This window comes from Variovorax sp. GW531-E2 (assembly GCF_059423125.1).
Map to the genome: position 1 here is coordinate 133,209 of NZ_JBWKXQ010000002.1, position 26,639 is coordinate 159,847.

General features: G+C 69.5%; 28 protein-coding genes. 8 read left to right on the forward strand and 20 right to left on the reverse strand.

What is annotated here, in order from left to right; genetic code table 11:
- Positions 1–21: 21 nt before the first annotated feature.
- Together AC07XP_RS02070 and AC07XP_RS02075 are read right to left on the reverse strand one after the other, a co-directional pair.
- Positions 22–1,029 (reverse strand): LLM class flavin-dependent oxidoreductase, encoded by a 1,008-nt coding sequence (locus tag AC07XP_RS02070; RefSeq protein WP_495263659.1) that lies wholly within the window; start codon positions 1,027–1,029, stop codon positions 22–24.
- A 125-nt stretch (positions 1,030–1,154) separates the two neighbouring features.
- A complete protein-coding gene (locus AC07XP_RS02075; protein ID WP_062482175.1) occupies positions 1,155–1,355 on the reverse strand; it encodes a hypothetical protein in 201 nt (66 codons plus the stop codon).
- Between the two features lie 176 nt (positions 1,356–1,531).
- On the opposite strand from AC07XP_RS02075, the gene AC07XP_RS02080 reads away from it, so the two are divergent.
- Positions 1,532–1,738: a dodecin gene (locus AC07XP_RS02080; protein ID WP_062482179.1), complete on the forward strand. Its 207-nt coding sequence runs from the start codon at positions 1,532–1,534 to the stop codon at positions 1,736–1,738.
- Between the two features lie 21 nt (positions 1,739–1,759).
- Here AC07XP_RS02080 and AC07XP_RS02085 read toward each other — a convergent pair whose 3' ends face one another.
- Positions 1,760–2,989 carry a class I SAM-dependent methyltransferase gene (locus AC07XP_RS02085; protein WP_495263660.1) on the reverse strand — a complete coding sequence of 410 codons (1,230 nt, stop codon included), beginning with the start codon at positions 2,987–2,989 and terminating at the stop codon, positions 1,760–1,762.
- 161 nt (positions 2,990–3,150) lie between these two features.
- Entirely contained in the window at positions 3,151–4,134 is a 984-nt protein-coding gene (locus AC07XP_RS02090; protein WP_062482185.1) for an AraC family transcriptional regulator, read from the reverse strand.
- A gap of 236 nt (positions 4,135–4,370) precedes the next feature.
- Here AC07XP_RS02090 and AC07XP_RS02095 point away from each other — a divergent pair, with 236 nt between their 5' ends.
- A complete protein-coding gene (locus tag AC07XP_RS02095) occupies positions 4,371–5,423 on the forward strand; it encodes an aldo/keto reductase (protein ID WP_495263661.1) in 1,053 nt (350 codons plus the stop codon).
- Here the strand turns inward: AC07XP_RS02095 and bioD are convergent.
- The 7 genes from bioD to AC07XP_RS02130 all read right to left on the reverse strand — a co-directional run bounded on the left by bioD (position 5,406) and on the right by AC07XP_RS02130 (position 13,047).
- A complete protein-coding gene (gene bioD, locus AC07XP_RS02100; protein WP_495263662.1) occupies positions 5,406–6,161 on the reverse strand; it encodes a dethiobiotin synthase in 756 nt (251 codons plus the stop codon). The two genes, AC07XP_RS02095 and bioD, sit on opposite strands and share 18 nt — an antisense overlap.
- Positions 6,158–7,390 (reverse strand): 8-amino-7-oxononanoate synthase, encoded by a 1,233-nt coding sequence (gene bioF, locus AC07XP_RS02105; RefSeq protein ID WP_495263663.1) that lies wholly within the window; start codon positions 7,388–7,390, stop codon positions 6,158–6,160. Before bioF ends, bioD begins: the two co-directional genes overlap by 4 nt.
- Positions 7,374–8,801, reverse strand: coding sequence for an adenosylmethionine--8-amino-7-oxononanoate transaminase (locus AC07XP_RS02110; protein WP_495263664.1), 1,428 nt, complete (start codon positions 8,799–8,801; stop codon positions 7,374–7,376). The genes bioF and AC07XP_RS02110 overlap by 17 nt, the downstream gene beginning before the upstream one ends.
- Positions 8,802–9,099: 298 nt before the next feature.
- Positions 9,100–9,411, reverse strand: coding sequence for a hypothetical protein (locus AC07XP_RS02115; RefSeq protein ID WP_062480036.1), 312 nt, complete (start codon positions 9,409–9,411; stop codon positions 9,100–9,102).
- Positions 9,412–9,525: 114 nt separating this feature from the next.
- Positions 9,526–10,116: a DUF4304 domain-containing protein gene (locus tag AC07XP_RS02120; RefSeq protein WP_062480038.1), complete on the reverse strand. Its 591-nt coding sequence runs from the start codon at positions 10,114–10,116 to the stop codon at positions 9,526–9,528.
- A complete protein-coding gene (locus tag AC07XP_RS02125) occupies positions 10,113–10,730 on the reverse strand; it encodes an alpha-ketoglutarate-dependent dioxygenase AlkB (RefSeq protein WP_307638270.1) in 618 nt (205 codons plus the stop codon). The genes AC07XP_RS02120 and AC07XP_RS02125 overlap by 4 nt, the downstream gene beginning before the upstream one ends.
- On the reverse strand, positions 10,708–13,047 hold the full coding sequence (locus AC07XP_RS02130) for an ATP-dependent DNA helicase (protein ID WP_495263665.1): 2,340 nt from the start codon (positions 13,045–13,047) through the stop codon (positions 10,708–10,710). Before AC07XP_RS02130 ends, AC07XP_RS02125 begins: the two co-directional genes overlap by 23 nt.
- A gap of 141 nt (positions 13,048–13,188) precedes the next feature.
- On the opposite strand from AC07XP_RS02130, the gene AC07XP_RS02135 reads away from it, so the two are divergent.
- From AC07XP_RS02135 to AC07XP_RS02155, 5 genes are all read left to right on the forward strand, one after another.
- A complete protein-coding gene (locus AC07XP_RS02135) occupies positions 13,189–16,683 on the forward strand; it encodes a response regulator (protein WP_495263666.1) in 3,495 nt (1,164 codons plus the stop codon).
- Between the two features lie 47 nt (positions 16,684–16,730).
- On the forward strand, positions 16,731–17,561 hold the full coding sequence (locus tag AC07XP_RS02140) for a CheR family methyltransferase (protein ID WP_062480071.1): 831 nt from the start codon (positions 16,731–16,733) through the stop codon (positions 17,559–17,561).
- The gene (locus AC07XP_RS02145; protein WP_095947690.1) at positions 17,558–18,172 is read left to right on the forward strand and encodes a chemotaxis protein CheB; all 615 of its coding nucleotides are present in this window, start codon (positions 17,558–17,560) and stop codon (positions 18,170–18,172) included. Before AC07XP_RS02140 ends, AC07XP_RS02145 begins: the two co-directional genes overlap by 4 nt.
- Complete coding sequence (locus AC07XP_RS02150; RefSeq protein ID WP_495263667.1) at positions 18,162–19,379, forward strand: hybrid sensor histidine kinase/response regulator; 1,218 nt, start codon at positions 18,162–18,164, stop codon at positions 19,377–19,379. Before AC07XP_RS02145 ends, AC07XP_RS02150 begins: the two co-directional genes overlap by 11 nt.
- A gap of 85 nt (positions 19,380–19,464) precedes the next feature.
- A complete protein-coding gene (locus AC07XP_RS02155; protein WP_070060569.1) occupies positions 19,465–19,824 on the forward strand; it encodes a response regulator in 360 nt (119 codons plus the stop codon).
- Positions 19,825–19,842: 18 nt separating this feature from the next.
- Here the strand turns inward: AC07XP_RS02155 and AC07XP_RS02160 are convergent, their stop codons facing one another.
- The 3 genes from AC07XP_RS02160 to AC07XP_RS02170 form a co-directional block, all read right to left on the reverse strand.
- The gene (locus AC07XP_RS02160; protein WP_070060568.1) at positions 19,843–20,073 is read right to left on the reverse strand and encodes a hypothetical protein; all 231 of its coding nucleotides are present in this window, start codon (positions 20,071–20,073) and stop codon (positions 19,843–19,845) included.
- Between the two features lie 185 nt (positions 20,074–20,258).
- Complete coding sequence (locus tag AC07XP_RS02165) at positions 20,259–20,609, reverse strand: hypothetical protein (protein ID WP_307583582.1); 351 nt, start codon at positions 20,607–20,609, stop codon at positions 20,259–20,261.
- 122 nt (positions 20,610–20,731) lie between these two features.
- Positions 20,732–21,679: an adenylate/guanylate cyclase domain-containing protein gene (locus tag AC07XP_RS02170; protein ID WP_062480056.1), complete on the reverse strand. Its 948-nt coding sequence runs from the start codon at positions 21,677–21,679 to the stop codon at positions 20,732–20,734.
- Positions 21,680–22,010: 331 nt separating this feature from the next.
- Between AC07XP_RS02170 and AC07XP_RS02175 the strand changes: the two genes are divergently transcribed.
- Entirely contained in the window at positions 22,011–22,346 is a 336-nt protein-coding gene (locus tag AC07XP_RS02175) for a hypothetical protein (RefSeq protein WP_062480058.1), read from the forward strand.
- 52 nt (positions 22,347–22,398) lie between these two features.
- Here the strand turns inward: AC07XP_RS02175 and AC07XP_RS02180 are convergent, their stop codons facing one another.
- The 6 genes from AC07XP_RS02180 to AC07XP_RS02205 all read right to left on the reverse strand — a co-directional run bounded on the left by AC07XP_RS02180 (position 22,399) and on the right by AC07XP_RS02205 (position 26,602).
- Positions 22,399–23,376 (reverse strand): LD-carboxypeptidase, encoded by a 978-nt coding sequence (locus AC07XP_RS02180; protein WP_495263668.1) that lies wholly within the window; start codon positions 23,374–23,376, stop codon positions 22,399–22,401.
- On the reverse strand, positions 23,373–24,488 hold the full coding sequence (gene tadA, locus AC07XP_RS02185; RefSeq protein WP_495263669.1) for a tRNA adenosine(34) deaminase TadA: 1,116 nt from the start codon (positions 24,486–24,488) through the stop codon (positions 23,373–23,375). Before tadA ends, AC07XP_RS02180 begins: the two co-directional genes overlap by 4 nt.
- The gene (locus tag AC07XP_RS02190) at positions 24,478–24,696 is read right to left on the reverse strand and encodes a hypothetical protein (protein WP_493192396.1); all 219 of its coding nucleotides are present in this window, start codon (positions 24,694–24,696) and stop codon (positions 24,478–24,480) included. The genes tadA and AC07XP_RS02190 overlap by 11 nt, the downstream gene beginning before the upstream one ends.
- A 7-nt stretch (positions 24,697–24,703) precedes the next feature.
- Positions 24,704–25,339, reverse strand: a complete 636-nt coding sequence (locus tag AC07XP_RS02195; RefSeq protein WP_495263670.1) for an FMN-binding negative transcriptional regulator — start codon at positions 25,337–25,339, stop codon at positions 24,704–24,706.
- Positions 25,340–25,403: 64 nt separating this feature from the next.
- Positions 25,404–26,102 carry an ankyrin repeat domain-containing protein gene (locus AC07XP_RS02200; protein ID WP_070060562.1) on the reverse strand — a complete coding sequence of 233 codons (699 nt, stop codon included), beginning with the start codon at positions 26,100–26,102 and terminating at the stop codon, positions 25,404–25,406.
- A complete protein-coding gene (locus AC07XP_RS02205) occupies positions 26,102–26,602 on the reverse strand; it encodes a GlcG/HbpS family heme-binding protein (RefSeq protein ID WP_056581174.1) in 501 nt (166 codons plus the stop codon). Before AC07XP_RS02205 ends, AC07XP_RS02200 begins: the two co-directional genes overlap by 1 nt.
- Positions 26,603–26,639 lie beyond the last annotated feature (37 nt).

Consider the following 26,639-nt stretch of genomic DNA (forward strand, 5'->3'; position numbering starts at 1 on the left):
GGAAAGGAAAGAGGAAGAAGCTCAGGCCAGGGCGGGTTCGCGGGCCTGCGCCAGTAGCTCGACCGCCGTGGCGCGCGCGCCGAAGTCCGCCACCGGGATGTCGATCACGAACTCCTCGATGCCGTGGCGCGCGCTGAGGGCTTCGAGCGCGTCGCGCACCTCGTCGCCGGTGCCGGCGATGACATGCGGGCGCCGCTCCTCGGTGCGGTAGTCGCTGGCGCCGGCCTGCCGCGCGAACTCGGCGGCGGCTTCGAGGCTGGGCAGGTTCACGCTCTGGCCCGTGGGCAAGGTCACGCGGAAGCTGCGCAGTGCGCCCACGCGCTCGGCGGCCTCGTCGTGCGTTTCGGCGGCAAAAGCGAACAGCGCGAGCAGCGGCGCGCGGCCGGTCGCGCCGCGGTAGGCGTCGATCGATTGCCCGATGTTCACGGGGTCGCCGTTGAAGTGGCCCGCATAGACGAATTGCCAGCCCAGCCGCGCCGCGAGCAGCGCGCTCTCGGGGCTGCCGCCCAGCAGCACGCGCTGCGGCGCCACCGGCGGGAACGGCGTGGCCACGGCGCCGGCCAGCGCATGGTCGGCGGGCACGCCGTCGTGCAGGAAGGCATCGAGCTCGCGCAGGCGCGCTTCGAAATCGAGGGCCTTTGCCTTCACCGGGTCGTGCAGCGACTGCAACGCCTTGCTGGTCAGCGGCAGGCCGCCCGGCGCCTTGCCGATGCCCAGGTCGACACGGCCCGGTGCCAGCGAGGCCAGCACCTTGAAGGTCTCCGCGACCTTGAACGGGCTGTAGTGCTGCAGCATGACGCCGCCGGTGCCGATGCGGATGCGCGAGGTCTTGGCGAGCAGGTGCGAGGCCAGCACTTCGGGCGCCGATCCCGCATAGGTGCGGTTGCCGTGGTGCTCGGCCAGCCAGTAGCGGCGGTAGCCCAGCCGTTCGGCGCGCCGGGCCAGCGCGATGGTGTGCTGGAACGCCTGCGCGGCGTCGGCACCTTCGGGGATCAGGCTCTTGTCGAGCAGGGAGAGCAAGTAGGACACGGTGTTCGGCGATGGCGCAGTGGAAGCGGGTGTGCTTCAAATTCTGCGAGCCATCGCACGGGCCGTTTGCGCTGAATTCCTCTATCGATATCTGGAATCTGCGGGGTCGCGCGGCTCACCATGCCTCACCACGCGTAGGGCAACAGTGCCGCCACCGCCGTGGCGTGCAGCCGCCTGCGCACGCGCAACGGCACATGGCCATGCGGTGCGCGGCGTGCCACTTCATGCGGCGACGCCGGCGCGATGCACCAGGCGATGGCGGTCAGCGCGAGGACGTGGCGGGCCTGTGCGGCCGGGGATGAAGAGGCGACGGTGTGCAGTGGCATGGCGGGCGGTTTCCCTGGTTCGATGCCGCCGATTCTGCGAAGCGCACCCGCCGTTGCCAACGACGGATTGCGAATGTCCTGATGCGGTTTGCATCGCATCCACGCGCCCAAAGGTGTTGCCTCGCGCCCCCTGCGATGGCTACGATGGGCACGCAACCACCCAAGGAGCAGCCGCCATGTCGAACCATGTCTACAAGTCGCTCGAGCTGACGGGCTCGTCCAAGACCAGCATCGAGGACGCGGTGCAGACCGCCATCGCGAAGGCGCACGAGACGGTGCGCAACATCCAGTGGTTCACCGTCACCGAGACGCGCGGCCATGTGGTCGACGGCAAGGTCGCGCACTGGCAGGTGACGGTGAAGATCGGCTTCACGCTCGAGTAGCCGCAACGCGGCCTTGACGGGTCAGGCGCGCAGCGCCGAGGTGCCGTCGTAGATAAAGCGGCGCGACCACGGCAGCGTGCTTGCCGCCCTGCCCGCCTTGCGCCCGACGATCTGGTAGATCGCCACGTCGTCGTTCTCGAAGGCGTAGGCGCAGCCCGCGAGGTAGATGCGCCAGATGCGGAACTTCTCTTCGTCGACCAGCGCGCGCGCTTCGTCGGCATGGGCCTCGTAGGCGTCGCTCCAGTGGCGCAGCGTCTGCGCGTAATGGCGACGCAGGTTCTCCACGTCGAAGGCCTCGAGCCCGCCCTGCTGCATGGCCTGCAGCGCCAGGCTGATGTGCGGCAGCTCGCCGTTGGGGAACACGTAGCGGTCGATGAAGTCGCCGCCGCCGTACGACACGCCGCCGCCCTCGGGGTCGGACGAGGTGATGCCGTGGTTCATGACGATGCCGTCGTCGGCCAGCAGCTGTTGCACGCGCTTGAAGTACTCGGGCAGGTTCTTGCGGCCCACATGCTCGAACATGCCGACGCTGGTGATGCGGTCGAACTGGCCCGTCACGTCGCGGTAGTCCTGCAGGCGGATCTCGATGCGGTCTTGCAGGCCGGCGGCCTTCACGCGCTCGGTCGCCAGGTCGAACTGGTTCTGCGACAGCGTGACGCCCACGCAGCGCGCGCCGAACTTCTGCGCCGCACGAATGACCAGTGCGCCCCAACCGCAGCCGATGTCGAGCAGCGTCTGCCCGGGCTGGAGTTCGATCTTGGTGAGGATGTGATCTATTTTCTTCAGCTGCGCGGTGGCCAGGTCTTCGTCGCCGTTCTCGAAGTAGGCGCACGAATAGACCATGTTCGCGTCGAGCCACAGTTGGTAGAACGCGTTCGACACGTCGTAGTGGTACTCGATGGATTTCTTGTCCGACGACTTGGTGTGCGCGAAGTAGCGGGCCATGCTTTGCAGCGCGCCGCCGGGCTTGTCGAGCGAGGTCTTCGCCAGGCCGTAGGCGATGTCGATCACGTCGCTGAGCTTGCCTTCGATGTCGATCTTGCTCTTGACATAGGCCTCGCCCAGGTTGTCGAGCGTGGGCTGCAGCATCAGCGACAGCGCCGCGGGCGATTTCACGTGCAGCGTGACCGCCGGCCCGCTGAAGTCACCGAAGTCGTAGGACTGGCCGTCCCACAAGGTGAGCCGCGCGGGCAGGTTGGCCCGTGCGCGGACCGCGGCGCTCCACTGCGCCAGCTTCTTTTCCCAAAGCATGCATCTCTCCGAGTTGTTGAGTAGTCCCGCCTCCACGGGCGGACGGGTGCTGCAGCGAACAAAACGATAGCGAGAATTTGCGAAACCTGCATTTCCACGACGACGCAAGAAATCGCGGCAGGTGCTATGTTGAAAAACCCCTCGCGCGGGGCCCGGGCGGCCTACGCGGCTTCCATCGAGGTCGCGTCGTTGCCGGCCTCGCCGAGCCAGCGGCGCTTGTCGCGCAGCGGCGGCGCGCCGAACATGCGACCGTACTCGCGCGCGAACTGCGAAGGGCTTTCGTAGCCCACGTTGTGCGCGGCGCTGGCCACGTCGGTGCCGGCGATCAGCATCTGGCGGCGCGCCTCCTGCAGGCGCAGCTGCTTCTGGTACTGCAGCGGGCTCATCGCCGTCACGGCCTTGAAGTGGTGGTGGAACGATGACACGCTCATGTGCACCGCGCGCGCCATGTCTTCCACGCGCAGCGACTGCGCGTAGTTGGTGCGCAGCGCGCTGATGGCTTTGGCGATGCGCTGCGTGTGGCTGTCGTGCAGCGCGATCTGGCGCAGCCGCGCGCCCTCGCCGTTCACCAGCAGGCGGTACATGATCTCGCGCTTGATGAGCGGCGCCATGATCGGAATGTCTTCGGGCGTGTCGAGCAGCCGCAGCAGGCGCAGCACGGGCTCCAGCACCGGCATGGCGATGCGGTTGACGTACATGCCGCGCGAGGCCGGCGCGTTGGCCTTGGCCGGCAGTTTTTCGTCGCCGATGAGGTCGCCGATCTCGTCGAGTGCCAGCTCCAGCCGCACGCCCAGGTAGGGCTCGTTCTCGCTGGTCACGCACACCTGGCCGCACACCGGCAGGTCGACCGAGGTGACGAGGTAGTTCATGGGGTCGTACACGTAGATGTCGTCGCCCACGATGATCCGCTTGGAGCCCTGCGCAATGAGGCCCAGCGCCGGCGTGGCGAAGCCGTGCTTGGGGCCGTCGGGCTTGCTGATGCAGTGCACCTGCAGGCCGGGCACGGCGCATTCGACCGTGCCGTCCTGCCCGCGCGTGATGTGGCGGATGAGCTGGACCAGCTCTTCGCGGGCGGCATCGAGTTCGGGTTCCAGCGGCATCGGCATGGCGAGGACGGTGGCGGTGTCGGGGGTTTCATCAGACATGGGTAGGCCTCTGACAAAGGGGAGCGGCCGCGGTGACGGCCATGGAGGATTGGGCTGCCCGCAGCTTAGCGTCGCATCCTCTCCTTCGCACGGCCTGCGCACGAGGTCTGGAGAAATAGGCAAAGACTTTGCAGAAACGCGCTCGCCCGCCGGGGCGCGCCGGCGGGATACTTTTTCGCAACCGCCGGCATTCCTGACAGCCGGACGGCCCCTCCACCCGCAAAGGACAACTTTCGATGCAATACCGCCAATTCGGCCGCACCGGCCTCCTGGTTTCCGAACTCTGCCTCGGCACGATGACCTTCGGCGGCGCGCCGGGCATCTGGGAGCACATCGGCCAGCTGCAGCAAGGCGAGGCCGAAGGCCTCATCGCCCGCTCGCTCGACGCCGGCATCAACTTCATCGACACGGCCGACGTGTACTCCGAGGGCCTGTCCGAGACCATCACCGGCCAGGCGCTGAAGAACCTGAAGGTGCCGCGCGACCGCGTGGTGGTCGCCACCAAGGTGCTGGGCGAAACCGGCAGCAAGGGCGTGAACTCGGCCGGCGCCTCGCGCTACCACATCATGGACGGCGTGAAGGCCAGCCTGAAGCGGCTGCAGCTGGACCACATCGACCTGTACCAGATCCACGGCATCGACCCGATCACGCCCATCGAGGAAACGGTGCGCGCGCTCGACGACCTCGTGCGCCAGGGCCACGTGCGCTACGTGGGCGTGTCGAACTGGGCCGCGTGGCAGATCGCCAAGGCGCTGGGCATTGCCGAGCGCGACCGGCTCGCGCGCTTCGAGTCCCTGCAGGCCTACTACACCGTGGCCGGGCGCGACCTGGAGCGCGAGCTGGTGCCGATGCTGCGCAGCGAGCAGCTCGGCCTGATGGTCTGGAGCCCGCTGGCCGGCGGCCTGCTCAGCGGCAAGGTCGACCGCCACACCGCCACCGCGCAAGGCAGCCGCCGCGCGAGCTTCGACTTTCCGCCGGTGAACGTGGAGCGCGCCTACGACTGCATCGACCTCATGCGCCAGTTCGCCGAGCCGCGCGGCGTGTCGGTGGCGCAGATCGCGCTGGCCTGGCTGCTGCACCAGCCGGTGGTGACCAGCGTGATCGTCGGCGCCAAGCGCATCGACCAGCTGGACGACAACATCGCCGCCACCGAGGTGCGGCTCACGGCCGACGAACTGGCGGCGATCGACAAGGCCAGCGCGCTGGCGCCCGAGTACCCGGGCTGGATGCTCGCGCGCCAGGGCGGCGTGCGCGCCCAGCGGCTGGCGGATTCAGGCCGTCGCGGCTGACACGAGCGGGGCCTCGGTGCGACGCGCGGCATGGGCCGCGCTGGCCCGCAGCGCGCGCAGGTCGAGGTGTTCGGCGGCACGCGCCGCCGAGGGCGCGGCCAGGTGCGGCACCACGCCCAGCAGCGGCGCGCCGAGCCGGGCGCGCAGCGTCTGCAGGTTGCCTTCGGGCGAGAGCATCTGCGGCTCGACCACGCTCGCGACCCATCCCGCGAGCACCAGCCCGCGCGCGCGGATCGCCTCGGCGGTGAGCAGCGCGTGGTTGAGGCAGCCCAGCCGCAGCCCGACCACGAGGATCACGGGCAGGCCCAGCGCCACCGCGAGGTCGGCCGTGTCCAGGTCGTCGCCCAGCGGCACGCAGAAGCCGCCCACGCCTTCCACCACCACCGCATCGGCCTGCGCCGACAGCCGCTCGAAGGCATCGAGCAGCACGGGCAGCGCGACCTGCACGCCCTCTTCCCGCGCCGCCAGGTGCGGCGACATCGGCGCTTTCAACACGTAAGGACAGCGCCAGGCCTGCGGCGCGTCGACGTTGCCGGCCGCCTGCAGGCGCTCGACGTCTTCGTTGCGCCATTCGCCGTCGATGGCATCGAGCCCCGCCGCCACCGGCTTCATGCCGACCGCGCGCAGGCCCGAGGCGGCCAGCAGCGCGAGCATGGCGCTGCTCACCAGCGTCTTGCCCACGCCGGTGTCGGTGCCGGTGACGAACCAGCGGCGCTGCGCAGCGGCTGCCGTCGTCATGCCGCCTCCGGCCACGGTTCGGCCAGGGCCTCGCCCAGCGCGCCGATGAGCCGCGCCACGTCGGCCTCGGTGTGGCTGGCCGACAACGCGATGCGCAGCCGCGCGGTGCCGGCGGGCACCGTGGGCGGACGGATCGCGCCCACGCGCAGGCCGTGGGCGTCGAGCCGTTCCATCGTCTGCATGGCGCGCGCGTTGTCGCCCACGATGAGCGGCTGGATCGCGGTCGGCGAATCGGCCAGCCAGGCGCTGCCGTCGGCCGGCAGCACCTGCTTCAGGCCGTTGCGCAGCTGGGTGATGCGGGCGCGCAGCTGGGCGCGGCGGCGCATGCCCTCCTCGCCCTCGATGAGCGCCAGGCTGGTGAGCAGCGCATGCGCCACCGCCGGCGGCGCGGCCGTCGTGAAGATGTAGGGCCGCGCGCGCTGCACCAGGAAGTCGATCACCGTGCGGTGCGCCGCCACGAAGGCGCCCGACACGCCGGCCGCCTTGCCCAGCGTGCCGATCAGCACCAGCCGCTCGGAGCGCAGCGCCAGCGCCTGCAGCGCGCCGCGCCCGGTGGCGCCGAGCACGCCGAAGCCGTGCGCGTCGTCGATCACCAGCCAGGCGTCGTGCTGCTCGGCCAGCGCCAGCAGGCCCGCCACCGGGGCGATGTGGCCGTCCATGCTGAAGACGGCGTCGCTCACGATGATCTTGACCGGCGCGTCGCAGGCGGCGAGCTGCGCGTCGAGCGCCTGCAGGTCGCAGTGCGGGTAGCGTTCCACGCGGGCGCGGGCCAGCCGTGCGCCGTCGATCAGCGAGGCGTGGTTCAGCGTCTCCGAGAAGATCACCGCCTCGCCGTCGCCCAGCGCCGACAGCACCGCCAGGTTGGCCATGTAGCCGGTGCAGAAGAACAGGCTGCGCGCCTGCGGAATGTGCGGCGCCATCCATTCACCCAGCCGCTCCTCGAGCTGCGCATGGGCGCGCGAGTGGCCCAGGATGAGGTGCGAGCCGCCGCTGCCCGTGCCGTAGCGCGCCGCGCCTTCGGCCAGCGCCTCGGCCAGCGCGGGGTGCGCGGCCAGGCCCAGGTAGTCGTTGCTGCTGAAGCCGAGCATGGTGCGCGGCGCGGCGGCGCCGGCCAGCGTGAGGATCTGCTCGGGCGCGCAGGCGGTCTCGGCGATCTGCCGGCGGCGGCGCAGCGAGCGCGCGTCGAGCGCGGTGATCTCGTCCTGCAGGCGTTCAAGCAAGCGCAGCATCGCGGGCTCCTTCGTCGGCGCGGGCGCCGGGTGCGTGGGTGACGGCCTGGAGCGTGGCGAGCGTGCCGTCCACGAGCTGGTCGATTTCGTGGTCGGCGATGGCGTACGGTGGCATCAGGTACACGGTCGCACCAATGGGCCGCATCAGCAGGCCGTGGTCGCGCGCCGCGAGGTGGAAGCGCTCGGCAAAGCGCGCGCCGGGCTCGCGCACGTCGAAGGCCGTGATCATTCCGCGCTGGCGCAGGTGGTCGACCGCCTGGCCGGCCAGCCCTTCGCGCAGCCGCGCCAGCAGGCGCGCGGACCGCGAGAGGTTGCGGTTCAGCGCGTCTTCCTGCTCGAACAGATCGAGCGTGGCGAGCGCCGCGCGGCAGGCCAGTGCGTTGCCGGTGTAGGAATGCGAATGCAGGAAGCTGCGCGCGGCATCGTCGTCGACGAAGCCCTGGTAGATGGCCTCGCGCGTCATCACCAGCGCCAGCGGCAGGTAGCCGCCGCTGATGCCCTTCGACAGGCACAGGAAGTCGGGCCAGATGCCGGCCTGCTCGCAGGCGAAGAAGGTGCCGGTGCGCCCGCAGCCGACCGCGATCTCGTCGGCGATGAGGTGCACGCCGAAGCAGTCGCACAGCGCGCGCACGCGGCGCAGGTAGGCCGGATCGTGCATCGCCATGCCGGTGGCGCACTGCACCAGCGGCTCGACGATCACGGCGGCGATGCTGTCGTGCTGCGCAGCCAGCAGCGCCTCGAGCTCGTCGGCGGCGCGGTTCGCGACAGCGGCGGCGTCTTCACCGGGCCGCGCGGCGCGCGCATCGGGCGAGGCCACGAGGTGCGCGCTGGCGAGCAGCGGCGCGTAGGCGTCGCGGAACACGGGCACGTCGGTGACGTGCAGCGCGCCCAGCGTCTCGCCGTGGTAGCCGCCGCGCAGCGCGACGAAGCGGCGCTTGCCGGCGCGGCCCGCATTGCGCCAGGCGTGGAAGCTCATCTTGAGCGCGATCTCCACGGCCGAGGCGCCGTCGGAGGCATAGAAGCAATGGCCCAGCGCATGGCCCGTGAGCGCCGCCAGCCGCTCGGCCAGCTCGACCGCCGGCGCGTGCGTGCAGCCGGCGAGCATCACGTGCGGCAGCGTGTCCAGCTGCGCCTTCAGCGCGGCATTGATCGCCGGGTGCGCGTGGCCGAACAGGTTGACCCACCACGAACTGGTGGCGTCGAGGTAGCGCCGGCCTTCGTGGTCGGTCAGCCAGACGCCCTCGCCGCGCGCGATGGGCAGCGGCGGCGCCACGTCGAGGCGGATGCTCTGGGTGCAGGGGTGCCAGACATGGCGGCGGCTGCGCTGTTGCCAGTCGGCGTTGGCATTGGCGGCATCGGCACCTGCGGCGGCTGGCGCGGTCGTGGGGGAGAAAACGTTCGAGGGAGGCACCCGCGCGTTCCTTTCTGGAGGGCAAGGCGGCGGATCGTATCGACGCGAACGCGCCCCGGCAAACGCCCGGAACGCGTGCGAAAAGAAGGCGGAATGACCGAGGTTGGGCGGTGTAGCGCGTGCGTTCAGGCCAACGTCGCGCAAGCTGGCGACTTCGTGCGGGGCCGCGCCGGCGCAGGGCCGACGCAAGTTGTCCGGCTGCCGTCACAGATGGCGAAGGAATGTCCGCTTTTCAGGGTGTGCGGTGGGTGGACTCCGATTTTCGGACAGAAGATATGGCTGATATTCGCAACCGGCTTCAGCCGCGCTTCTCGGCGTTGCGCTTGCGCGTGGCGGCGCCCTTCCTCGCGGAGGCCGAGCGTTCGGCGGCGGTGCGGTTCGCCGCGGCGGCGCCACCGAGGCGCCCGCCCTTGCGCGAGGGCCCGTGGTTCTCGGCCTTGCCGCGGCCCGCACCGCTCTTCTTGCCACCGCCGGTCTCGGCATTCACCGTGGCCCAGGCACGACGCTCGGCCTCGCCCTTGGCCACGCCGCGGTGCTCGTAGCCTGCCTCGATGTGCTCGGCCTTGCGCTTCTGCTTGTCCGTGTAGGACGACTTGTCGCCTCGTGGCATGTCTGCGCTCCTTCAATCAAATGGGATGAAAGAAGCCTTCATGCTGGCCGCCTGTGAGCCGCCATGGGTCGGAAGAGGCAGGCGCTGCGCGTCAGCGCAGTCTGTCGTGCGCGCTCAGGCCGACAACACGTTCGCGAGGTCGGCCTTCAGGGCCGTGGCCCGTTCCGGCGCCCGCGCGAGCCCCGCCTCGACCAGCGCCTGTGCCCGTGCGCGGTCGCCCAGGTGCATCGCGATCCGTGCGAAGTGCAAGGCGGTGCGCGCATGGATCTGGTGCGGGTCGGTCTCGCGCAGCATCTGTTCGAAGCTCTGCGGATAGCTGCCATGCCGTGCGAAGAAAGTACGCCCCGGCCCTTCCCACTCGCTCACGATGAATTCGACGTTTTCCTCGGCCTGTTCTTTCGTCTCGCCATAGGCCCATCCGAACGCGGCGCCGGGCGGGGGGTCCAGGCGGTCGCGGAACACGCAGTGCGATTCTTCGAGCGCCTCGGGCGCCACCGGCGTTCCGCCCTCGGGCGGCAAGAAGTCCAGGTGCGCGCCGAGGTTCAGGTAGCAGGCCTTGCCGCCGCTGGCGCCCTGCACGTTGAACACGTGGATCACCGGCCCGTCGATGCGCCGCAGTGTCTGGCCCGAACCCTGGAAGCCTTCGGCCTTCAGCACGGGAAAGAGGTGGTGCGTGAGCAGCTTGAGGAAGGTGGTGCGGTTCATGGCGCGCGGGGTCTCCGGGTACGCAAGGTGATCGAATAACGCAGGCCCTCGGTCGGGGCGATGGCATGTTGCCATGCCCAGCGCGCCGGTCCGCGCAGCAGGTACACGGAGCGCGGCTCGATGAGGAATTCGAGCGCGGCCGGCCCCGACGCGGGCGCGCTGGGCACGTAGGACCTGAACTGCATCACCGCATCGCCGTGCAGCGAGACGCCGACGATGTCCTCGAAGTCGGGCACGTCGCGGTGCCAGCCCAGCGGCGTGCCGGGGCGGTACTCGGCGATCAGCACGTGGGTGAGGTCTTCGGGCGCCAGGCCGGCCCAGGCGGCGGCCTTCGCGCGCAGCGGGTGCAGCGCCTCGGGCAGCGGCGCGCCGGGCTTGAGGCGGTTGGTGTCGAAGTCGTAGCTGCCGCCGAAGCTGGTGCCGCGCCGGCGGGCCGTGTATTCCTTGTAGCGCATTTCCTTCAGCGGCAGGCCCTGCACGATGCGCAGCAGGCCGGCCTCTTCGTCGCGCGACAGGAACCCGGCTTCGTAGCGCAGGCCCTCGATGGCCGCGACGGGCGCCTCGCCGAACAGGTCGGGCTGGCCGGCGTGCTCAAGGCGTCGGGTGGCGCGCATCGTTTTCCCCGGCCTGCCCGGCCTCCCCGGCCAGCTGCACATGCCACCAGCGCGGCAGCAATTCGCGGATCTCGGCGCGCGCAAAGCGGTCGTCGAGCAGGTGCAGCACGCCCGTGTCGGCCTCGGTACGGATCACGCGGCCGGCGGCCTGCACCACCTTCTGCAGGCCGGGGTACAGGTAGGTGTACTCGTAGCCCTTGCCGAACCGCGACTGCATGCGCTCGCGCGTGATCTCGTTGAGTTCGTTGTATTGGGGCAGCCCCAGGCTCGCGACGAAGGCGCCGATGAGCCGGCTGCCCGGCAGGTCGATGCCTTCGCCGAAAGCGCCGCCGAGCACGGCAAAACCGATGCCCTGCCCGCCTTCTTCGAAGCGCGCGACGAAATCGTGGCGGTCGGTTTCGCGCATGCCGCGCGTCTGCGTCCACACGGGCACGCCGGGGTGGCGCAGCGAGAACGCGGCGCAGGCCTTGTCCAGGTAATCGAAGCTGCTGAAGAAAGCCAGGTAGTTGCCGGGCAGGCGTTCGAACTGCGCGCCGATGATGTCCGTCACATGGCGCAGCGAGCCGGCGCGGTCGCGAAAGCGTGTGGAGACGCCGGTCGCCACCTCGACGCGCAGCTGCTGGCCGCGAAACGGCGATTCGACGTCGAGCAGCGCCGTGTCTTCGGGCAGGCCGAGCGCGTCGCGGTAGAACGCGAACGGCGCGAGCGTGCCCGAGAAGCAGGTGACCGACACCGCGTCGGCGAAGCGGCCTTCGAGGAAGGGCCCGGGCACGAGGTTGCGGATGGCCAGGCCGCGCTGTTCCTGCGTGGCGCCCAGCGTGCGCTCGAACACCGAGTGGTCGTCGAAGACCTCGGCCAGCCGCGCGAAGTGCAGCGCGTCGAAGAAGAAGCGCTGCAGCGGCCCCTGCGCCGCGTCGGGCGTGGCGGCGAAGTGCTCGGCCATCGCGGTGTTGGCGGCCTGCAGCGTGCGCAGGAAGCGCTCGGGGATCTCGTCGGCGGTGTCGTAGTCGGCCGTTTGCGCCTGCTGCAACGTGTCCCATTCGCGGAACAGCCGCGCCAGCGGGCCGCGCACGGCGGCGGGTGCGGCGCGGTGCGCTTCTTCGAGCGCCGCGCCTTCGAGCTTCGCGGTGTGCATGCCGCGTGCGCGCTCCAGCAGGTTGTGCGCCTCGTCGACCAGCACGGCGACGCGCCAGCCGGCGTCCTTCATGCTGGCGAACAGGAACGCGCTGCTGTCGAAGTAGTAGTTGTAGTCGCCCACGACGACGTCGCTCCAGTGCGTCATTTCCTGCGCCAGGAAATAGGGGCAGACCTCGTGCGCGAGCGCGACCCGCCGCAGCGCCTCGCGGTCGAGCCAGCCCACCTGCGCGGCCTCGGCGCGCGCGGCCGGCAGGCGGTCGTAGAAGCCGCGCGCCAGCGGGCAGGCCTCGCCGTGGCAGGCGCGGTCGGGGTACTCGCAGACCTTCTCGCGGGCCGCGAGTTCGAGCACGCGCGGCCGGTGCGCGCCGCCCTGCCCCAGCACGCGCAAGGCGTCGAGCGCCACGGGCCGCCCGGAGGTCTTGGCGGTAAGGAAGAACACCTTGTCGAGCTTGTGCGCCGCGCGCGCCTTGAGCAGCGGAAAGAGCGTGGCCAGCGTCTTGCCGATGCCCGTGGGCGCCTGCGCCAGCAGGCAGCGCCCGCCCACGGCGGCGCGGTAGACCGCCTCGGCCAGTTCGCGCTGGCCGGTGCGGAAGTCGGCGTGGGGAAACTCGAGTTGCGTCAGTGCGTCGTCGAGCGCGCCGCGGTGCGCGGCCTCGCGCTGCGCCCAGTCGCTGTAGCAGGCGCACAGGGTTTCGAAATGCGTGCGCAGCGTGTCGCGCGTGTGCTGCTCTTCCAGCACGGTCTCGTCGCCGCTGGCCAGGTCGAGGTAGACCAGCGCGACGGTCAGCTGCTCGAGCCCTTCCTGCTCGCACAGCATCCAGCCGTAGCAGCGCACCTGGGCCCAGTGCAGCGCGCGATGGTTGGCGCGGATGGCGTCGAAGTCGCCGCGGAAGGTCTTGATTTCTTCCACCCGCGCCTGCGCCGGGTCGTAGCCGTCGGCCCGGCCGCGCACGCGCAGCGTGCCGCAGGTGGTGGCCAGCGGCACCTCGCTCTGGTAGTCGCCGCCGCGCCGGGCCTGCACCAGCGCGTGGCCGGCCATGCCTTCGAGCGCACTGGGCGCGGGCACGAAGCGCAGGTCGAGATCGCCCGCCTTCGCGCCGAAGGCGCACAGGGCCTTGACGGACACGACGTGCGCCGCCAAAACGGCGGCTGACGGAGCGGAATGGAGGTCGGAAGGCATGCTGCCGATACTGGATGAAATTACAGTATAGCGAGCGCCGAATGCGGCAATACGTCACACAAATCGGTATCGAGGCCTTCTCCGACAGGTCAAATGATCTTTTTCGGCAAGACTTGACAAGTTTTGCTTACAAATGCATTCATGAAAACTCCCTCCGCGATCGACCCCGTCGAATTCGACCGCCTGCTCAGCCGCAACCTCAAGCTGCCGCTGCTGGGCGGACTGATCGGCGCCGTGGCGTTCGTCGCGCTGATCCTGTATCTGCTGACGAGCCTGAGCTGGGTCGAGCACACCGACCAGGTCACGCGCGCCGCCAGCGAACTGCAACGCCGCTCCATCGACATGGAAACGGGCATGCGCGGCTTCCTGATCACCGGCGAGGAGAGTTTTCTCGAGCCCTACCAGTCCGCCCTGCCGCGCCTGAAGGCCGACACCGACGCGCTGCGCCGCCAGGTGTCGGACAACCGCCAGCAGGTGGAGCGCGTCGACCGCATCGTCGGCCTGCAGGAGTCGTGGCTGACCTTCGCGCGGGAAATGATCGAGGCGCGGCGCAACGGCATCAATCCGCAGGCCACCGTTCGGCTGGGCCGCGGCAAGCGCCTGACCGACGACCTGCGCGCCGAGTTCACGGCCTTCATGGACACCGAGCAGACGCTGCGCTTCCAGCGCAACACCGAAGCCAACCGCACGAGCTGGTGGGTGGTCGGGCTGTTCCTTCTGTTCACGCTGGTGTACTCCGGCCTGGTGGCGTTCTTCGGGCGCCGGCAGCTGATGCGCCTGTCCGACAGCTACGACGTGGTGCTGGGCGAACAGGCGGCGCACGCCGAGCGCCTGTCGCAGGAGGCCTGGTTGCGCAACGCTCAGACCGAGCTGGTGGGCGAGCTGGTCGGCGAACTCAGCGCGCCGGACATGGGCCGCAAGATCCTGGCGTTCTTCTCGCGCCACCTCGGCAGCTCGGTCGGCGCGCTCTATGTGCGCGAGCGCCACGGCCCGCTGCGCCGCGCCGCGAGCTACGGTTTTTCGAGCGAGGCCGAAGCCTCGCCGCAGGTGTTCTCCCCCACTGAGAGCCTGATCGGCCAGGCGGCGGCCGAGCAGCGCCGCATGCTGATCGACCCGGTGCAGGCCGATTACCTGAAGGTCAACTCCGGCCTGGGCGAGATGGCGCCCAAGGCCGTGCTGCTGCTGCCGGTGGCGGCCGACGGCGCCGTCAACGGCGTGCTCGAACTCGGCCTGCCGGGCACGCCCGACGCGCGCAGCGAGCAACTGTTCGACCTCGTGGCCGACGACATCGGGACCTCGCTGGCGGCGGCGCGCTACCGCGAGCAATTGCAGGACGTGCTGGCTGAAACGCAGCAGCTCAACGAAGAACTGCAGGTGCAGCAGGAAGAGCTGCGCACCGCCAACGAAGAGCTCGAAGAACAGTCGCGCGCCCTGCGCGCCTCGCAGGCCATGTTGGAGAACCAGCAGGCCGAGCTGGAGCAGACCAACAGCCAGCTGTCGGAACGCACCGAAGCACTCGACCAGCGCAACACCGCGCTGCGCCGCGTGCAGCGCGACCTGGAAGACCGCGCCGACGAGCTGCAGCGCGCCAGCCGCTACAAGTCGGAGTTCCTGGCGAACATGTCGCACGAGCTGCGCACGCCGCTGAACAGCGCGCTCATCCTGGCCAAGCTGCTGGGCGACAACCCGCAGGGCAACCTGTCGCTGGAGCAGGTGAAGTTCGCGGAATCGATCTACGCCTCGGGCAACGACCTGCTGGTGCTGATCAACGACATCCTGGACATCGCCAAGGTCGAGGCCGGCAAGCTCGAACTGGTGCCCGAAGAGGTGCCGCTCGACAAGCTGGCCCAGAGCCTGGAAAGCACCTTCCGCCCGCTCGCGACCGACAAGAACCTGGAGTTCCGCCTGGAGCTGCGGCCCGACGCGCCCGCCCTGCTGGTCACCGACCGCCAGCGCGTGGAGCAGATCCTGAAGAACCTGCTGTCGAACGCGATCAAGTTCACCGAGCGCGGCGAGGTGGCGCTCACGGTGTCGGCCACGGCCGATGGCGGCGCCGCCTTTGCGGTGCACGACTCGGGCATCGGCATCGACCCGCAGCAGCACGAGCTGATCTTCGAGGCCTTCCGCCAGGCCGACGGCACCACCAGCCGGCGCTACGGCGGCACGGGGCTGGGCCTGTCGATCTCGCGCGATCTCACGCAGCTGCTGGGCGGCTCGCTGACGGTGAAGAGCGAAGCCGGCCAGGGCAGCACCTTCACGCTGCAGCTGCCGCCGCGCGCGCCGCAGACCTCGCCCGCGCCGGCCACGCCCGTGGGCACGCTGCGTTCGGTGTCGACGTCTTCGCATGCGCCCGCCGTGCTGTCGCCGCCGCCGCTCGCGCCCCCTGCCCCGGCGCCCGTGGTGCCGGCCCCGCGCTTCGCGGACGACCGATCGATTCCGCGCGACCAGGTGCGCCGCGTGCTGGTCATCGAGGACGAGCCGCAGTTCGCCCACATCCTGTACGACCTGGCGCACGAGCTGGGCTACCGCTGCCTGGTGGCGCACGGCGCGGCCGACGGCTTCGAGCTGGCCACGCAGTTCGTGCCCGACGCGATCCTGCTGGACATGCGCCTGCCCGACAGCACCGGCCTGGATGTGCTGCAAAAGCTCAAGGACTCGCCGCACACGCGCCACATCCCGATCCACGTGGTCTCGGCCGCCGACAACGCGCAGGCCGCCGCGCTGCACATGGGCGCCATCGGCTTCGCGCTGAAGCCGGCCACGCGCGAGGAGCTGACCAAGGTGTTCGGCCGGCTGGAAGAAAAGCTCACGCAGAAGGTCAAGGTCGTGCTGCTGGTGGAAGACGACGCCTTGCAGCGCGAGAGCGTGATCCGGCTGATCGGCGACGACGACATCGAGATCGTCGCGGTCGGCTCCGGCGAGGAGGCGCTGGCGCTGCTGCGCACGCGCGTGTTCGACTGCATGATCACCGACCTGCGGCTGCCCGACATGCAGGGCAGCGAGCTGCTCAAGGCCATGGCGGCGGAAGAGATCGTGTCGTTCCCGCCGGTCATCGTCTACACCGGACGCAACCTCACGCGCGACGAGGAGACGGAGCTGCAGCGCTACTCGCGCTCGATCATCATCAAGGGCGCGCGCTCGCCCGAGCGGCTGCTCGACGAAGTGACGCTGTTCCTGCACAAGGTGGAGGCCTCGCTGTCCAGCGAACGCCAGGGCATGCTGAAGACGGCGCGCGGGCGCGACCGCATCTTCGAGGGCCGCACCATCCTGCTGGTGGACGACGACGTGCGCAACATCTTCGCGCTCACCAGCGCGCTGGAGCAGCGCGGCGCCACGGTCGAGATCGGGCGCAACGGCCGCGAGGCGCTGGAGCGCCTGGACCAGGTCAGCGAGATCGACCTCGTGCTGATGGACGTGATGATGCCGGAGATGGACGGCCTGGAAGCCACGCGCCACCTGCGCGCCGACCCGCGCTTCGCGAAGATGCCGGTGATCGCCATCACCGCCAAGGCCATGAAGGACGACCGCGACCAGTGCCTGGCCGCCGGCGCCAGCGACTACCTGGCCAAGCCGGTCGACCTGGAGCGCCTGTTCTCGCTGCTGCGCGTGTGGATGCCGAAGATGGAGCGCCTGTGACCCGCAAGCCCCTCCCCGCCGCGCTGCAGGACCCGGCCACCGCCCCCATGCAGCCTCAGCCGCTGAGCGACACCGAGATCGAGCTGCGCCTGCTGATGGAGGCCATCTACCTCAAGTACAGCTACGACTTCCGCAACTACACCACGGCCTCGCAGAAGCGCCGCGTGCTGTATGCGCTGGAGCAGCTCGAGCTGCCCAGCATCTCGGCGCTGCAGGACCGCGTGCTGCGCGACGCGGCGCTGTTCGGCCAGTTGCTGCAGTTCCTGACCATTCCCGTGAGCGAGATGTTCCGCGACCCGGCCTACTTCCTGGCGCTGCGCCGGCATGTGGTGCCGATCCTGCACACCTACCCGTCGGTGAAGGTGTGGGTGGCGGGCTGCAGCACGGGCGAAGAGGTGTTTTCGCTGGCCATCCTGCTGCGCGAGGAAGGCCTGCTGGAGCGCACGCAGATCTACGCCACCGACATCAACCCGGCCTCGCTCGAGAAGGCGCGCCAGGGCATCTTTCCGCTCGAGGCGATCCGCGGCTACACGGCCAACTACCAGCGCGCGGGTGGCCTGAGCGCGTTCTCCGACTACTACACCGCCGCCTACGAGGCCGCGCGCTTCGACCCGTCGCTGTGCGCCGACGTGATCTTTGCCGACCACAGCCTGGCCACCGACAGCGTGTTCGCCGAGACGCAGCTGGTGTCGTGCCGCAACGTGCTGATCTACTTCAACCGCCAGCTGCAGGACCGCGCGCTCGGGCTGTTCCACGAGTCGCTGTCGCACCGCGGTTTTCTCGGGCTGGGTTCGAAGGAGAGCATCGACTTCTCGGGCTACGCCGACCGCTTCGACGCCCACGCGCGCGCCGAGCGCATCTACCGCAAGGTCGCATGAAGCGCGGCGGCACGCAGCACCGTCCGTTCCCGGTTCGCCGCGTCGAGGCCGTGGTGCTCGGCGCCTCGGCCGGCGGCATCGACGCGCTCAGTGCGGTGCTCGACGGCCTGCCGGCCAACTGGCGCATTCCGATGGCGGTGGTGCTGCACCTGCCCGAATCGCACGAGAGCCACCTAGCCGAGATCTTTGCGCAGCGCCTGCCAATTCCCGTGCACGAGGCGCTCGACAAGATGCCGCTGGTGGATGGCTGCCTGTACTTCGCGCCGCCGGGCTACCACCTGTCGATCGAGCGCGGGCGCCGCTTTTCATTGAGCTGCGAGCCGCCCGTGCTGTTCTCGCGCCCGTCCATCGACGTGCTCATGGCCTCGGCCGCCGACGCCTACGGGCCCTCGGTGGCCGGCTTTCTCATGACCGGCGCCAACGAGGACGGCGCCGAAGGCCTGCTGCGCATCCACCGCGCCGGCGGACTCACCGCCGTGCAAGACCCGAAAGAAGCCCTGGTTCCCACCATGCCCCTCGCCGCCATTGCGCGCCACGCCCCCGACCACGTGCTTCGGCTGCGCGACCTGCGCATCCTGCTGCAGCTACTGGAGCCCGCCCATGCCCATTGAGGTCGAAAGCAAGCTGCTGATCGTCGACGACCTGCCCGAGAACCTGCTGGCGCTCGAGGCGCTGATCCGCGCGCCCGGGCGGCTGGTGTACCGCGCCGGTTCTGCCGAGGCCGCGCTGGCACTGCTGCTGGAGCACGAATTCGCGCTCGCCATCGTCGACGTGCAGATGCCCGGCATGAACGGCTTCGAGCTGGCCGAGCTGATGCGCGGCACCGAGCGCACGCGGCACATCCCGATCATCTTCGTGAGCGCCGCCGGGCGCGAGATGAACTACGCCTTCCAGGGCTACGAAAGCGGCGCGGTCGACTTCCTGCACAAGCCGCTCGATCCGCACGCGGTGGTCAGCAAGGTGAGCGTGTTCGTCGACCTGCACCAGCACCGCAAGGCGCTGCGCCACGAAATGGAATCGCTGGCCGCCGCGCACCGCAAGCAGGAAGAGCTGGTGCAGCAGCTGCAGCACACGCAGCGCGAGCTGGAGCGCGCGGTGCGCATGCGCGACGACTTCATGTCGATGGTGTCGCACGAGCTGCGCACGCCGCTGAACACGCTCTACCTGGAGGCGCAGCTGCGGCAGCTGCATCTGTCCAAAGGCAAGCTCGACACCTTCTCGCCCGAGAAGCTGCCCACCATGATCGAGCGCGACCAGCGCCAGATCCGCAACATGGTGCGGCTCATCGACGACATGCTCGACGTGACGCGGCTGCGCCGCGACGCGCTGTCGATCCAGACCAAGCCGGTCGACCTGGCCGAGCTGGCCCGCGCCGTGGTCGACAACCTGCGCCACCAGGCCGAGGCCGCGGGCTGCAGCATCAGCCTGGACGCGCCCCCGGCGCTGCGCGGCGTGTGGGACGAGTTCCGCATCGAACAGGTGCTGACCAACCTCTTGACCAACGCGCTGCGCTACGGCGGCGGCAAGCCGGTCGAGATGACGGTGCGCCAGGACGGCGAGCACGCGGTCGTGAGCGTGCGCGACCAGGGCATCGGCATCTCGCCCGAGGACCACCAGCGCATCTTCGAGCAGTTCGAGCGCACCGACGTCAGCCGCAAGCACGCGGCCGGCCTGGGCCTGGGCCTGTACATCACGCACAAGATCGTCAGCCTGCATGCGGGCCGCATCGGCGTGGAGAGCACGCCGGGCCACGGCGCGCGCTTTTTCGTCGAGCTGCCGCTGCAGCCGCCGCCTGCCACGGCCGACGCCGGGAAGTAACAAACAAGGCCTCTGTTACGGATTCCGGTAGGCACAGCGTCGATACTGCGGGATCGCAATCAATGGATGCCGAGAGAAAACAACTGTGAATGTGCTGATCGTCGACGACAACGAGGCCGCGGCCGACCTGCTGCGGGAGCTGCTGACGCTGCAGGATCACACCGCCCGCTGCACCTACACGGCGCAACAGGCGCTGGACGCGGCGGCCGGCGAGCGCTTCGATGCGGCGCTGATCGATCTCACCCTGCCCGACTTTCCGGGCACCGAGGTGGCGCGCCGGCTGCGTGCCACGGCCGCCGAAGGCACGCCGCGGCTGCTGGTGGCGATTTCCGGTTTTTCGGAACGGGACGCGGCGAATGCGGCGCCGGGCGAGGTGCTGTTCGACCACCACCTGCAAAAGCCCATCGACATCGGGGCGCTCGAGCGCATCCTCGCGCCGGGCTGATTCGGCTCCCCTCGCCTTTCAGCGCATCGCGCGGTAGCGGTAGAGGCGAAAACCTTCCTTCTGGATGAAGCCGCTGGGCTCCCAGCCGCGTGCGAGCGCACGGTCGGTGATCTGCGCCATCTGCAGGCCGATGCTGTCCTGGAGGTTGTCCCCCACGGCCAGCTCGAACTTACGGAGTTCGCCGTCCAGGGCCTCCACCGCCGCAATGGCGGCCTCGACATCGGTGAAAGGCCGAACGCTGGTCTGCATTTTTTGTCGCTCCTTCGGCACTCTGCGCGCCTGTTGAACGATGCAAGGCAAGTGTCATGCCCCAGGCCCGAACCCTCCCGCAGGCATGAAATGAATTCTTTGATCTTACAAATGTGACTGAATGTGACGTTTTCGTCAGAGTTCACGCCAAGAATTGGCATGCCTGCAAGCTTGCGGATCGCCGGTCAATCGCGGTCGTCATCGTCGTCGTCATCGTTCGGCGCACGGTAGGGATAGCCGGGGCCGTAGTACAGGCGCCCGCGCGGCGGGACGTAGATCGGGGCCGGCCGGTAGTACACGGGCGGCGGCGGACGGTAGTAGGCCCGCGGCGGTGGCGGTTCGTAGTAGATCGGGGCCGGGTACGCATAGACGGGCGGCGGCACGTAGTACGGCGGTGCATAGACCGCACCGGGCGTGCCGATCTGCACCGACCAGCTCGTGCGCGCGCTGGCAGCGCCCGTGGCGAGCAGCGCGCCGGCGGCGATCGCGGCGACGGCGGCCCATCTGAAAACAGAAGAATCACTTGGGGAATGCATGGTGGCTCCAGGCCTGGCGCGAACGGCGCCGGCGTGGTCCTGCAACGCCACATGTCCCTGCGTGGTGCACCTCGAAGCGCACCAGCTGGTTGCCAAACGTGAACGGGATTCCCAGTCGGCCTTCAGTTCACGATGGCCCGGCGCGACAGCATCACGTCGTCGCCCGTCGTGTTGAAGGCGATGGTCGGCGCGCTGAAATCGCTCAGCGGCGCGCCCAGGCCGATCTCGCCGCGGCCGTGCAGCACGCACTCGTCGCGCCGCAGCGCGATCTCGTGGCTCGGCCCGCCGTTGCCGTGGAAGCGCACCCAGGTGCCGTAGGTGCTGACGTCGATCAGCACGCAACTGCCCTGCCGCTCCTCGATGCGCGCATGCAGCCGCGACACGCGCGGGTCGTTGACCACGAACTGCGCGTCGCCCACGCGACCCAGGTGAATGGGCAGCTGGTCGATGCGGAACATGGAGCGCACGTCGAGCCACGCGAGTTCGATGCGGCCGAAGGTGGAATCGGGCAGCCGCGCCGGCAGCAGCGCGGCCGGCACGGTGAGGAAGCTGGTCAGGTCTTCCTGCCAGTCGATGCGGTGAACGATCGACATCTCGGTGCGCCCGCGGATGCTGATGGGCCCGAGGTCGCGGTGCTGCACCGCGCCTTCGTGCAGTTGCTGGATCACCGCCTCGGTGACCCAGATCTGGCCGGGGCCGGCCAGGTCGCTCAGGCGCGAGGCCAGGTTGACGGCATCGCCGAAGCAGTCGCCCTCCACCTCGACCACATCGCCGCTGGCCACGCCGATCTGCAGCGCCATGCGCAGCGGCACGGGCCAGCCGGCCAGGCGTTTCTGGTGGTAGCGCTGCAACTCGATGACCGCGTGCGTGGCGGCAGCGCCGCTGGTGAAGATGGCGAACACGCCGTCGCCGAGCGATTTCACGACCCGGCCGCCGTGGGCCTCGCACACGCGTCCGATCCATTGGGTCAGCCGCGTCACGGTCTCGGTGGCACGTGCATTCCCCATGGCCTCGAAGACCCTGGTACTTCCGGTCAAGTCCGCGAAAACGACTGTGGAATTGACACCCATACTGTTTTTTCTTGGCGGCAAGCGCTGGTTATGTTGCTCTGGACCTTTCGCCGCTCCTGCGAGAAGTTTCCCCGACATGCGCCTTCACATGCAAGGAACGATCCGCAGAAGCTTCTTGTTGACGCTGCAGCGACAGGGCCAGCTTGGCGCATCGTGCAGATGAATGCCAAAGTTTTTTAATACTTTTGCGCTCAAAATTCAAATGACAACAAAAGAGACCGCTAAAGCTTGTTGTTTGCAAACAAGAAACGGTGTTTCACATCTTGTGTCCCGGCGAACTGAGGCTTAAGGTAGCGACCGTCTCAGCTCCCGGCAATACGCTTTTCGTGACATGCTGCTCTTTCGCCGCCTTTTTCAGCTCCTGAACGTACCCGGCCTGGGCTCGCGGCAGGTTGCGGAAAGTCAGCTCGGGCGCATCCGCACGGCGATGCTGTCGGTGCTCCAGGGCCGCGGTGGCCAATCGATCCAGCGTGTCAGCCAACGCGTGCGCTTTGCGGTCGATGTCGAGACCCTCTGGTACCTGCGTCAGGACGTGATGGTGGCGCTGAGCGCCATCGACGGCGAATCGGCCGCGCGGCGCCAGATGAAAGAAATCAACAGCATGTTCAAGGGCGGCCTGCCCGGCTCGATGGGCCCGCGCGTCCATCAGCGTTTCACCAACCAGTGATGTCCTGATCGGCCGGCATCGCAGCGGCACCGGTGGCCGCCTGCGTGCTGGCTCAATGGTCGTGGCCGTGATGGTCGTGACCGTGGTGAGCATGGTCATGGTGGCCGTGCCGATGGCCCCACACCAGGAACACGTCGCGCCCCTCGGCGGCCAGCGCCACCTTCGCGCCCACCGGCAGCAGCACCTTGGTCTGCACATGCCCGAACGGCAGGCCGGCAATCACCTGCACCTTCTTCAGGCTGGCGCGCAGCCGTTCGATCACCGTGTTCATGCCGAAGCCGCGGTCGTAGCCGGCGATGTTGCGCACGCCCGTGAACTGGCCGAACACGACGGCCTTCTGGCGCGCCAGCACGCCCGCGAGCTTCAGCTGGTCGAGCATGCGTTCGATGCGGTACGGGTGTTCGTTGGTGTCTTCGATGAAGAGCACGCCCTTGTCGACCACCGGGAAGTACGGCGTGCCCAGCAGGCTGGTCAGCACGCAGAGGTTGCCGCCCCAGAGCACGGCGTCTTCGACCGGCTTGACCTTGAGCTCGGCGTCGCGTGCCGGCATGCGCCAGCCGGTGCCTTCGCCCTGCCCGCTCAACAGGTCGTCGAAGCAGGCTTCCATGATGTCGTCGGCACCGCCTTCGGCGCCGAAGTCTTCGCCGACCGCGGGGCCCGACCAGGTGACGGCGCCATTCTTGGCCAGCAGTGCGTTCTGCAGGGCCGTGAAGTCGCTGCAGCCGACGAACTCGGTGCCCTTGTCGATGGCCTTGGCCAGCGCCTTGTACGGCAACGCATCGAGGATGCGCGTGAGGCCGTAGCCGCCGCGCGCGATCAGCGCCACATCGGCGCCGCTGGCGGCCGCGCGCGAAATGGCGGCGAGCCGGGTGGCGTCGTCGCCCGCGAAACGCTGGTGCGCCGAGAGCGCGGCTTCATCGACTTCGACTTCATGGCCCAGGGCCTTCAGCCGCGCCACGCCGCGCCGGAAGGCGGCCTTGTCGCGGATGGCACTGGAGGGGGAATAGATGTAGATATGTTTGGACGTCACGTCGTCGAGTATCCCATTGCGTCCCGGATCTGCCGGGCCAGGGGGGCGGCCTGCGCGGCCGTGGGACCGCCCGATGCGGCACGCGGACCCAGCGCGCGCAGCGCAGCTTCGTAGCCGCGGTCGGGGAACGGCGCGCGCCAGGCGTCCTTGGCGCGCACGCCACTGTCGGGTGCGGCGAGCATTGCGGTGAAGCGGCCCGGTGCCGCCGTTTGCAGCAGCGTTGCCAGTTCATCGCCCGCCTCGCTGTGCACCAGCGCGAGCGGTTCGGGATGCACCTGCTCGAGCCACGCCAGCAGCACGTCGCGGTGCCATTCGAGCTGGTGCGTGGCTTCGCGCTTGGGCTTGTCGCTCTTGCCGAAGCCGATCAGGTCGGGCACCAGCGTACGCACGCCGGGCGCGCCGACGAGGTGGCGGAAGAAGTAGCCCCACTCGCCCGGGCCATGCAGGCACAGGACGTCCGCCACGCGGCCGTCGCTGCCGGCCGGGCCGGCTTCGTCGATCCAGTGCAGGCGCCAGCCCTGCAAGATTGGCAGGTCCTGGGCGTGATGCGGCGCGAAGCCGAAATCGGTGAGCGCGGCAAAGCGTTCGGCGGGCGTGCGCAAGGCATCGTCGCGCAGCGGCTCGGCCTGCGCGCGCGCGGCGCTGCGGCGTTGCTGGAAGAAGCGCTGCAGCAGCGCAGTGCAGTCGTCGGCCAGCACGCCGCCCTGCACGCGGGTGTGATGGTTCAGCTTCGGCTCGGCGAAGAGATCGAGCACCGAGCCCGCGGCGCCCGTCTTGGGGTCGGCGGCGCCGAACACCACGCGCGCCAGCCGCGAATGCAGCATCGCGCCCGCGCACATCGCGCAGGGCTCGAGCGTGACGAACAGCTCGCAGCCGTCGAGCCGGTAGTTGCCGAGCGCGGCGGCGCCGGCGCGCAGGGCGTTGATCTCGGCGTGCGCGCTCGGGTCGTGCTGCGCCACGGGCGTGTTGCGGCCGGTCGCGATGACCTGGCCGTCCTTCACCAGCACCGCACCCACCGGCACCTCGCCCGCGTCGGCCGCGCGCTGCGCTTCCTGCAGCGCGAGCGCCATCCAGTGCGCGTCCGATGTCGATGCGGCCGGCTCAGTTGTCATCGGGCATCTTGCGGGCCTGGGCCGCGGCGTCGAGGGCGTCCTTGACCTGTTGCTGGACCTGCTGCGCCTGCGTGCGTGCATCGACCGCCGCAGGAGCCGACACGCCGGGCGCTGCCGGTTGTTTGGCGATGGCGGTGCGCGACAGCTGCTGCTTCGCCAGCAGGCCGACGACCACCAGCGCGAGCACGAGGCCGATCAAACCGAACATCCGCATCTCAGCGCGCCTCCGGTGCGACGGCCATGCCGAGCCGGTCCATCCACAGGGCCAGCGCCTGCTCGTCGGCCGAGCCGGCGCGGTAGACCTCGCGCATCGCCGCATGCGATTCGGGCCGGTGCTGGTTGAGCTTGATCTTGCATTGCAGCGCCGTCACGTGCAGCTCGAAGCCCATGATGCCGGCCAGCATCTTGCGCTGGAACTCCTCGCCGAGGTCCTTCCACTGCTGGGCGTAGGCCGGCTCGTGGTCGCCGATGAGCTTCTTGAGCAACGCGTCCTTGGCCTCGGGCGTCTCGACGAGCCGGGCTTCGACGGTGCAATGGACCGCGAGGTAGTTCCATGTCGGCACCCGCGCCAGGTCGGGATAGACCGAAGGCGACAGGTAGGCGTGCGGCCCCTGGAACACCACCACCGCGCGCGGCCGCGCCTGCAGGTAGCGCCAGTGCGGGTTGGGCTTGGCGCAATGCCCCAGCAGCACGAGCGCATCGCCCTCTCGCGGCTCGGCCACGATGGGCAGATGGGTGACGAAGGGCAAGCCCTCGTCGTCATTCGAGATCAGGTTGGCAAAGGGATGCGCGCGCATCAGGCCCAGCGCGACGGCCGGGTCCTTGGCGTTGAACTGCGGAGGCATGTACATGGGGCGGTTCCTCGTGGGGAGGTCCGATTGTCCCCGAGTCGCCCCCGGCTTGCGGTGCGGCAGGCTACTTGGCGCGTGCCGCTTCGAGCTGCTTCACCATCGCGGTGTAGCCGCGCGCCTTTGCGAGCTGCAGCGGCGTGAGGCCCTGGCGGTCGGCCAGTTGCAGGTTGGCACCGCCGGCGATCAGCGCGGCCAGCGTGCGCTGGTGGCGAGCACCACCGTCGCCGAGCACGATCGACTCGATCACCGCCGTCCAGTGCAGGTTGTTCACGTGGTCCAGCGGCGCACCGGCCGCGACCAGCCGGCGCACGACCTCGTCGTGCCCCAGGTGCGCGGCAGCAATCAATGCGGTGCCGTCGTAGCGGCTGGTGACCTGCCCGGGCTTGGCGCCCAGTTGCAGCAGCAGCGTGAGCGTGGTCACGTCGTCGGCCACGGACGCGATGGTCACGGCGTCGTAGCGGTCGTCCTCGAGCAGGTCGATGTTCGCGCCTGCCTTGGCGAGCAGCGTCACGGCGTCGCGCTGGCGCGCATAGGTGGCGACCTGCAGCGGCGTGCGGCCGCGCGCGTCGCGCACATCGAGGCTGGCGCCGGAGGCGATCAGGCTCTTGAGCTTGGGCAGGTCGCCGTGCCAGGCGGCGCGGTGCAGGCCTTCATAGGCCAGCACTTCGGCAGCCAGCGGCGGCACCTGGGCCGCCGCGCCGGGCGCGGCGCTCCAGCCGATCGCGGCGGCGAGCACCGCCGACCAGAGACCGCGCGCCGTCATCAGAGCTGGCCCTTGACCTTCTCGAGCGCGGCGTTGGCGCACTGCTCGTCGAGGTGGCCGCCAGGCGCACCGCCCACGCCCACGGCACCGATCACTTCGTTGCCCGACTTGATCGGCACGCCGCCGCCCAGCAGCAGGAAGCCCGGCAGGTACACGAGGTTGGCGGCGCCGGGGTTCTTCTGGGCGCCTTCCATCATGGCTTGCGTGGGGCTCTTGGCCGAAGCCGAGGTCCAGGCCTTGCGTTCGCTCGACGACAGCGTGTGCGGGCCGGCGTTGTCGGCGCGCTGCACGGCGCGCACGGTGCCGGCGCGGTCGACCACGGTGGCGGCCACGTTGTAGCCGTTGGCGGCGCAGGCGGCCACGGTTTCTGCGGCGATCTGGTTGGCCAGCGCGAGCGAGATGTTCTTCTCGGTGCGAACAGCGGGGGCCGGCGTCTGGGCCTGGGCGACGGAAGCAGCGAGCAGAACGGCGAGGCCGCCAACGCGGATGATCGATTGCATGTGTTGTTTCTCCAGTGATGAGAGGGTTCGTGCCGGC

Coding starts and splice junctions, on each gene's coding strand:
- AC07XP_RS02075 (WP_062482175.1), bottom strand. CDS start 1,355: ATGCCACTGCACACCGTCGCCTCTTCATCCCCGGCCGCACAGGCCCGC.
- AC07XP_RS02175 (WP_062480058.1), top strand. CDS start 22,011: ATGCTGCTCTTTCGCCGCCTTTTTCAGCTCCTGAACGTACCCGGCCTG.
- AC07XP_RS02090 (WP_062482185.1), bottom strand. CDS start 4,134: ATGTCTGATGAAACCCCCGACACCGCCACCGTCCTCGCCATGCCGATG.
- AC07XP_RS02170 (WP_062480056.1), bottom strand. CDS start 21,679: ATGGGTGTCAATTCCACAGTCGTTTTCGCGGACTTGACCGGAAGTACC.
- AC07XP_RS02120 (WP_062480038.1), bottom strand. CDS start 10,116: ATGAACCGCACCACCTTCCTCAAGCTGCTCACGCACCACCTCTTTCCC.
- bioD (WP_495263662.1), bottom strand. CDS start 6,161: ATGACGACGGCAGCCGCTGCGCAGCGCCGCTGGTTCGTCACCGGCACC.
- AC07XP_RS02085 (WP_495263660.1), bottom strand. CDS start 2,989: ATGCTTTGGGAAAAGAAGCTGGCGCAGTGGAGCGCCGCGGTCCGCGCA.
- AC07XP_RS02135 (WP_495263666.1), top strand. CDS start 13,189: ATGAAAACTCCCTCCGCGATCGACCCCGTCGAATTCGACCGCCTGCTC.
- bioF (WP_495263663.1), bottom strand. CDS start 7,390: ATGCTGCGCTTGCTTGAACGCCTGCAGGACGAGATCACCGCGCTCGAC.
- AC07XP_RS02145 (WP_095947690.1), top strand. CDS start 17,558: ATGAAGCGCGGCGGCACGCAGCACCGTCCGTTCCCGGTTCGCCGCGTC.
- AC07XP_RS02160 (WP_070060568.1), bottom strand. CDS start 20,073: ATGCAGACCAGCGTTCGGCCTTTCACCGATGTCGAGGCCGCCATTGCG.
- AC07XP_RS02195 (WP_495263670.1), bottom strand. CDS start 25,339: ATGTACATGCCTCCGCAGTTCAACGCCAAGGACCCGGCCGTCGCGCTG.
- AC07XP_RS02095 (WP_495263661.1), top strand. CDS start 4,371: ATGCAATACCGCCAATTCGGCCGCACCGGCCTCCTGGTTTCCGAACTC.
- AC07XP_RS02190 (WP_493192396.1), bottom strand. CDS start 24,696: ATGTTCGGTTTGATCGGCCTCGTGCTCGCGCTGGTGGTCGTCGGCCTG.
- AC07XP_RS02125 (WP_307638270.1), bottom strand. CDS start 10,730: ATGCGCGCCACCCGACGCCTTGAGCACGCCGGCCAGCCCGACCTGTTC.
- AC07XP_RS02130 (WP_495263665.1), bottom strand. CDS start 13,047: ATGCCTTCCGACCTCCATTCCGCTCCGTCAGCCGCCGTTTTGGCGGCG.
- tadA (WP_495263669.1), bottom strand. CDS start 24,488: ATGACAACTGAGCCGGCCGCATCGACATCGGACGCGCACTGGATGGCG.
- AC07XP_RS02205 (WP_056581174.1), bottom strand. CDS start 26,602: ATGCAATCGATCATCCGCGTTGGCGGCCTCGCCGTTCTGCTCGCTGCT.
- AC07XP_RS02165 (WP_307583582.1), bottom strand. CDS start 20,609: ATGCATTCCCCAAGTGATTCTTCTGTTTTCAGATGGGCCGCCGTCGCC.
- AC07XP_RS02140 (WP_062480071.1), top strand. CDS start 16,731: ATGCAGCCTCAGCCGCTGAGCGACACCGAGATCGAGCTGCGCCTGCTG.
- AC07XP_RS02115 (WP_062480036.1), bottom strand. CDS start 9,411: ATGCCACGAGGCGACAAGTCGTCCTACACGGACAAGCAGAAGCGCAAG.
- AC07XP_RS02200 (WP_070060562.1), bottom strand. CDS start 26,102: ATGACGGCGCGCGGTCTCTGGTCGGCGGTGCTCGCCGCCGCGATCGGC.
- AC07XP_RS02150 (WP_495263667.1), top strand. CDS start 18,162: ATGCCCATTGAGGTCGAAAGCAAGCTGCTGATCGTCGACGACCTGCCC.
- AC07XP_RS02080 (WP_062482179.1), top strand. CDS start 1,532: ATGTCGAACCATGTCTACAAGTCGCTCGAGCTGACGGGCTCGTCCAAG.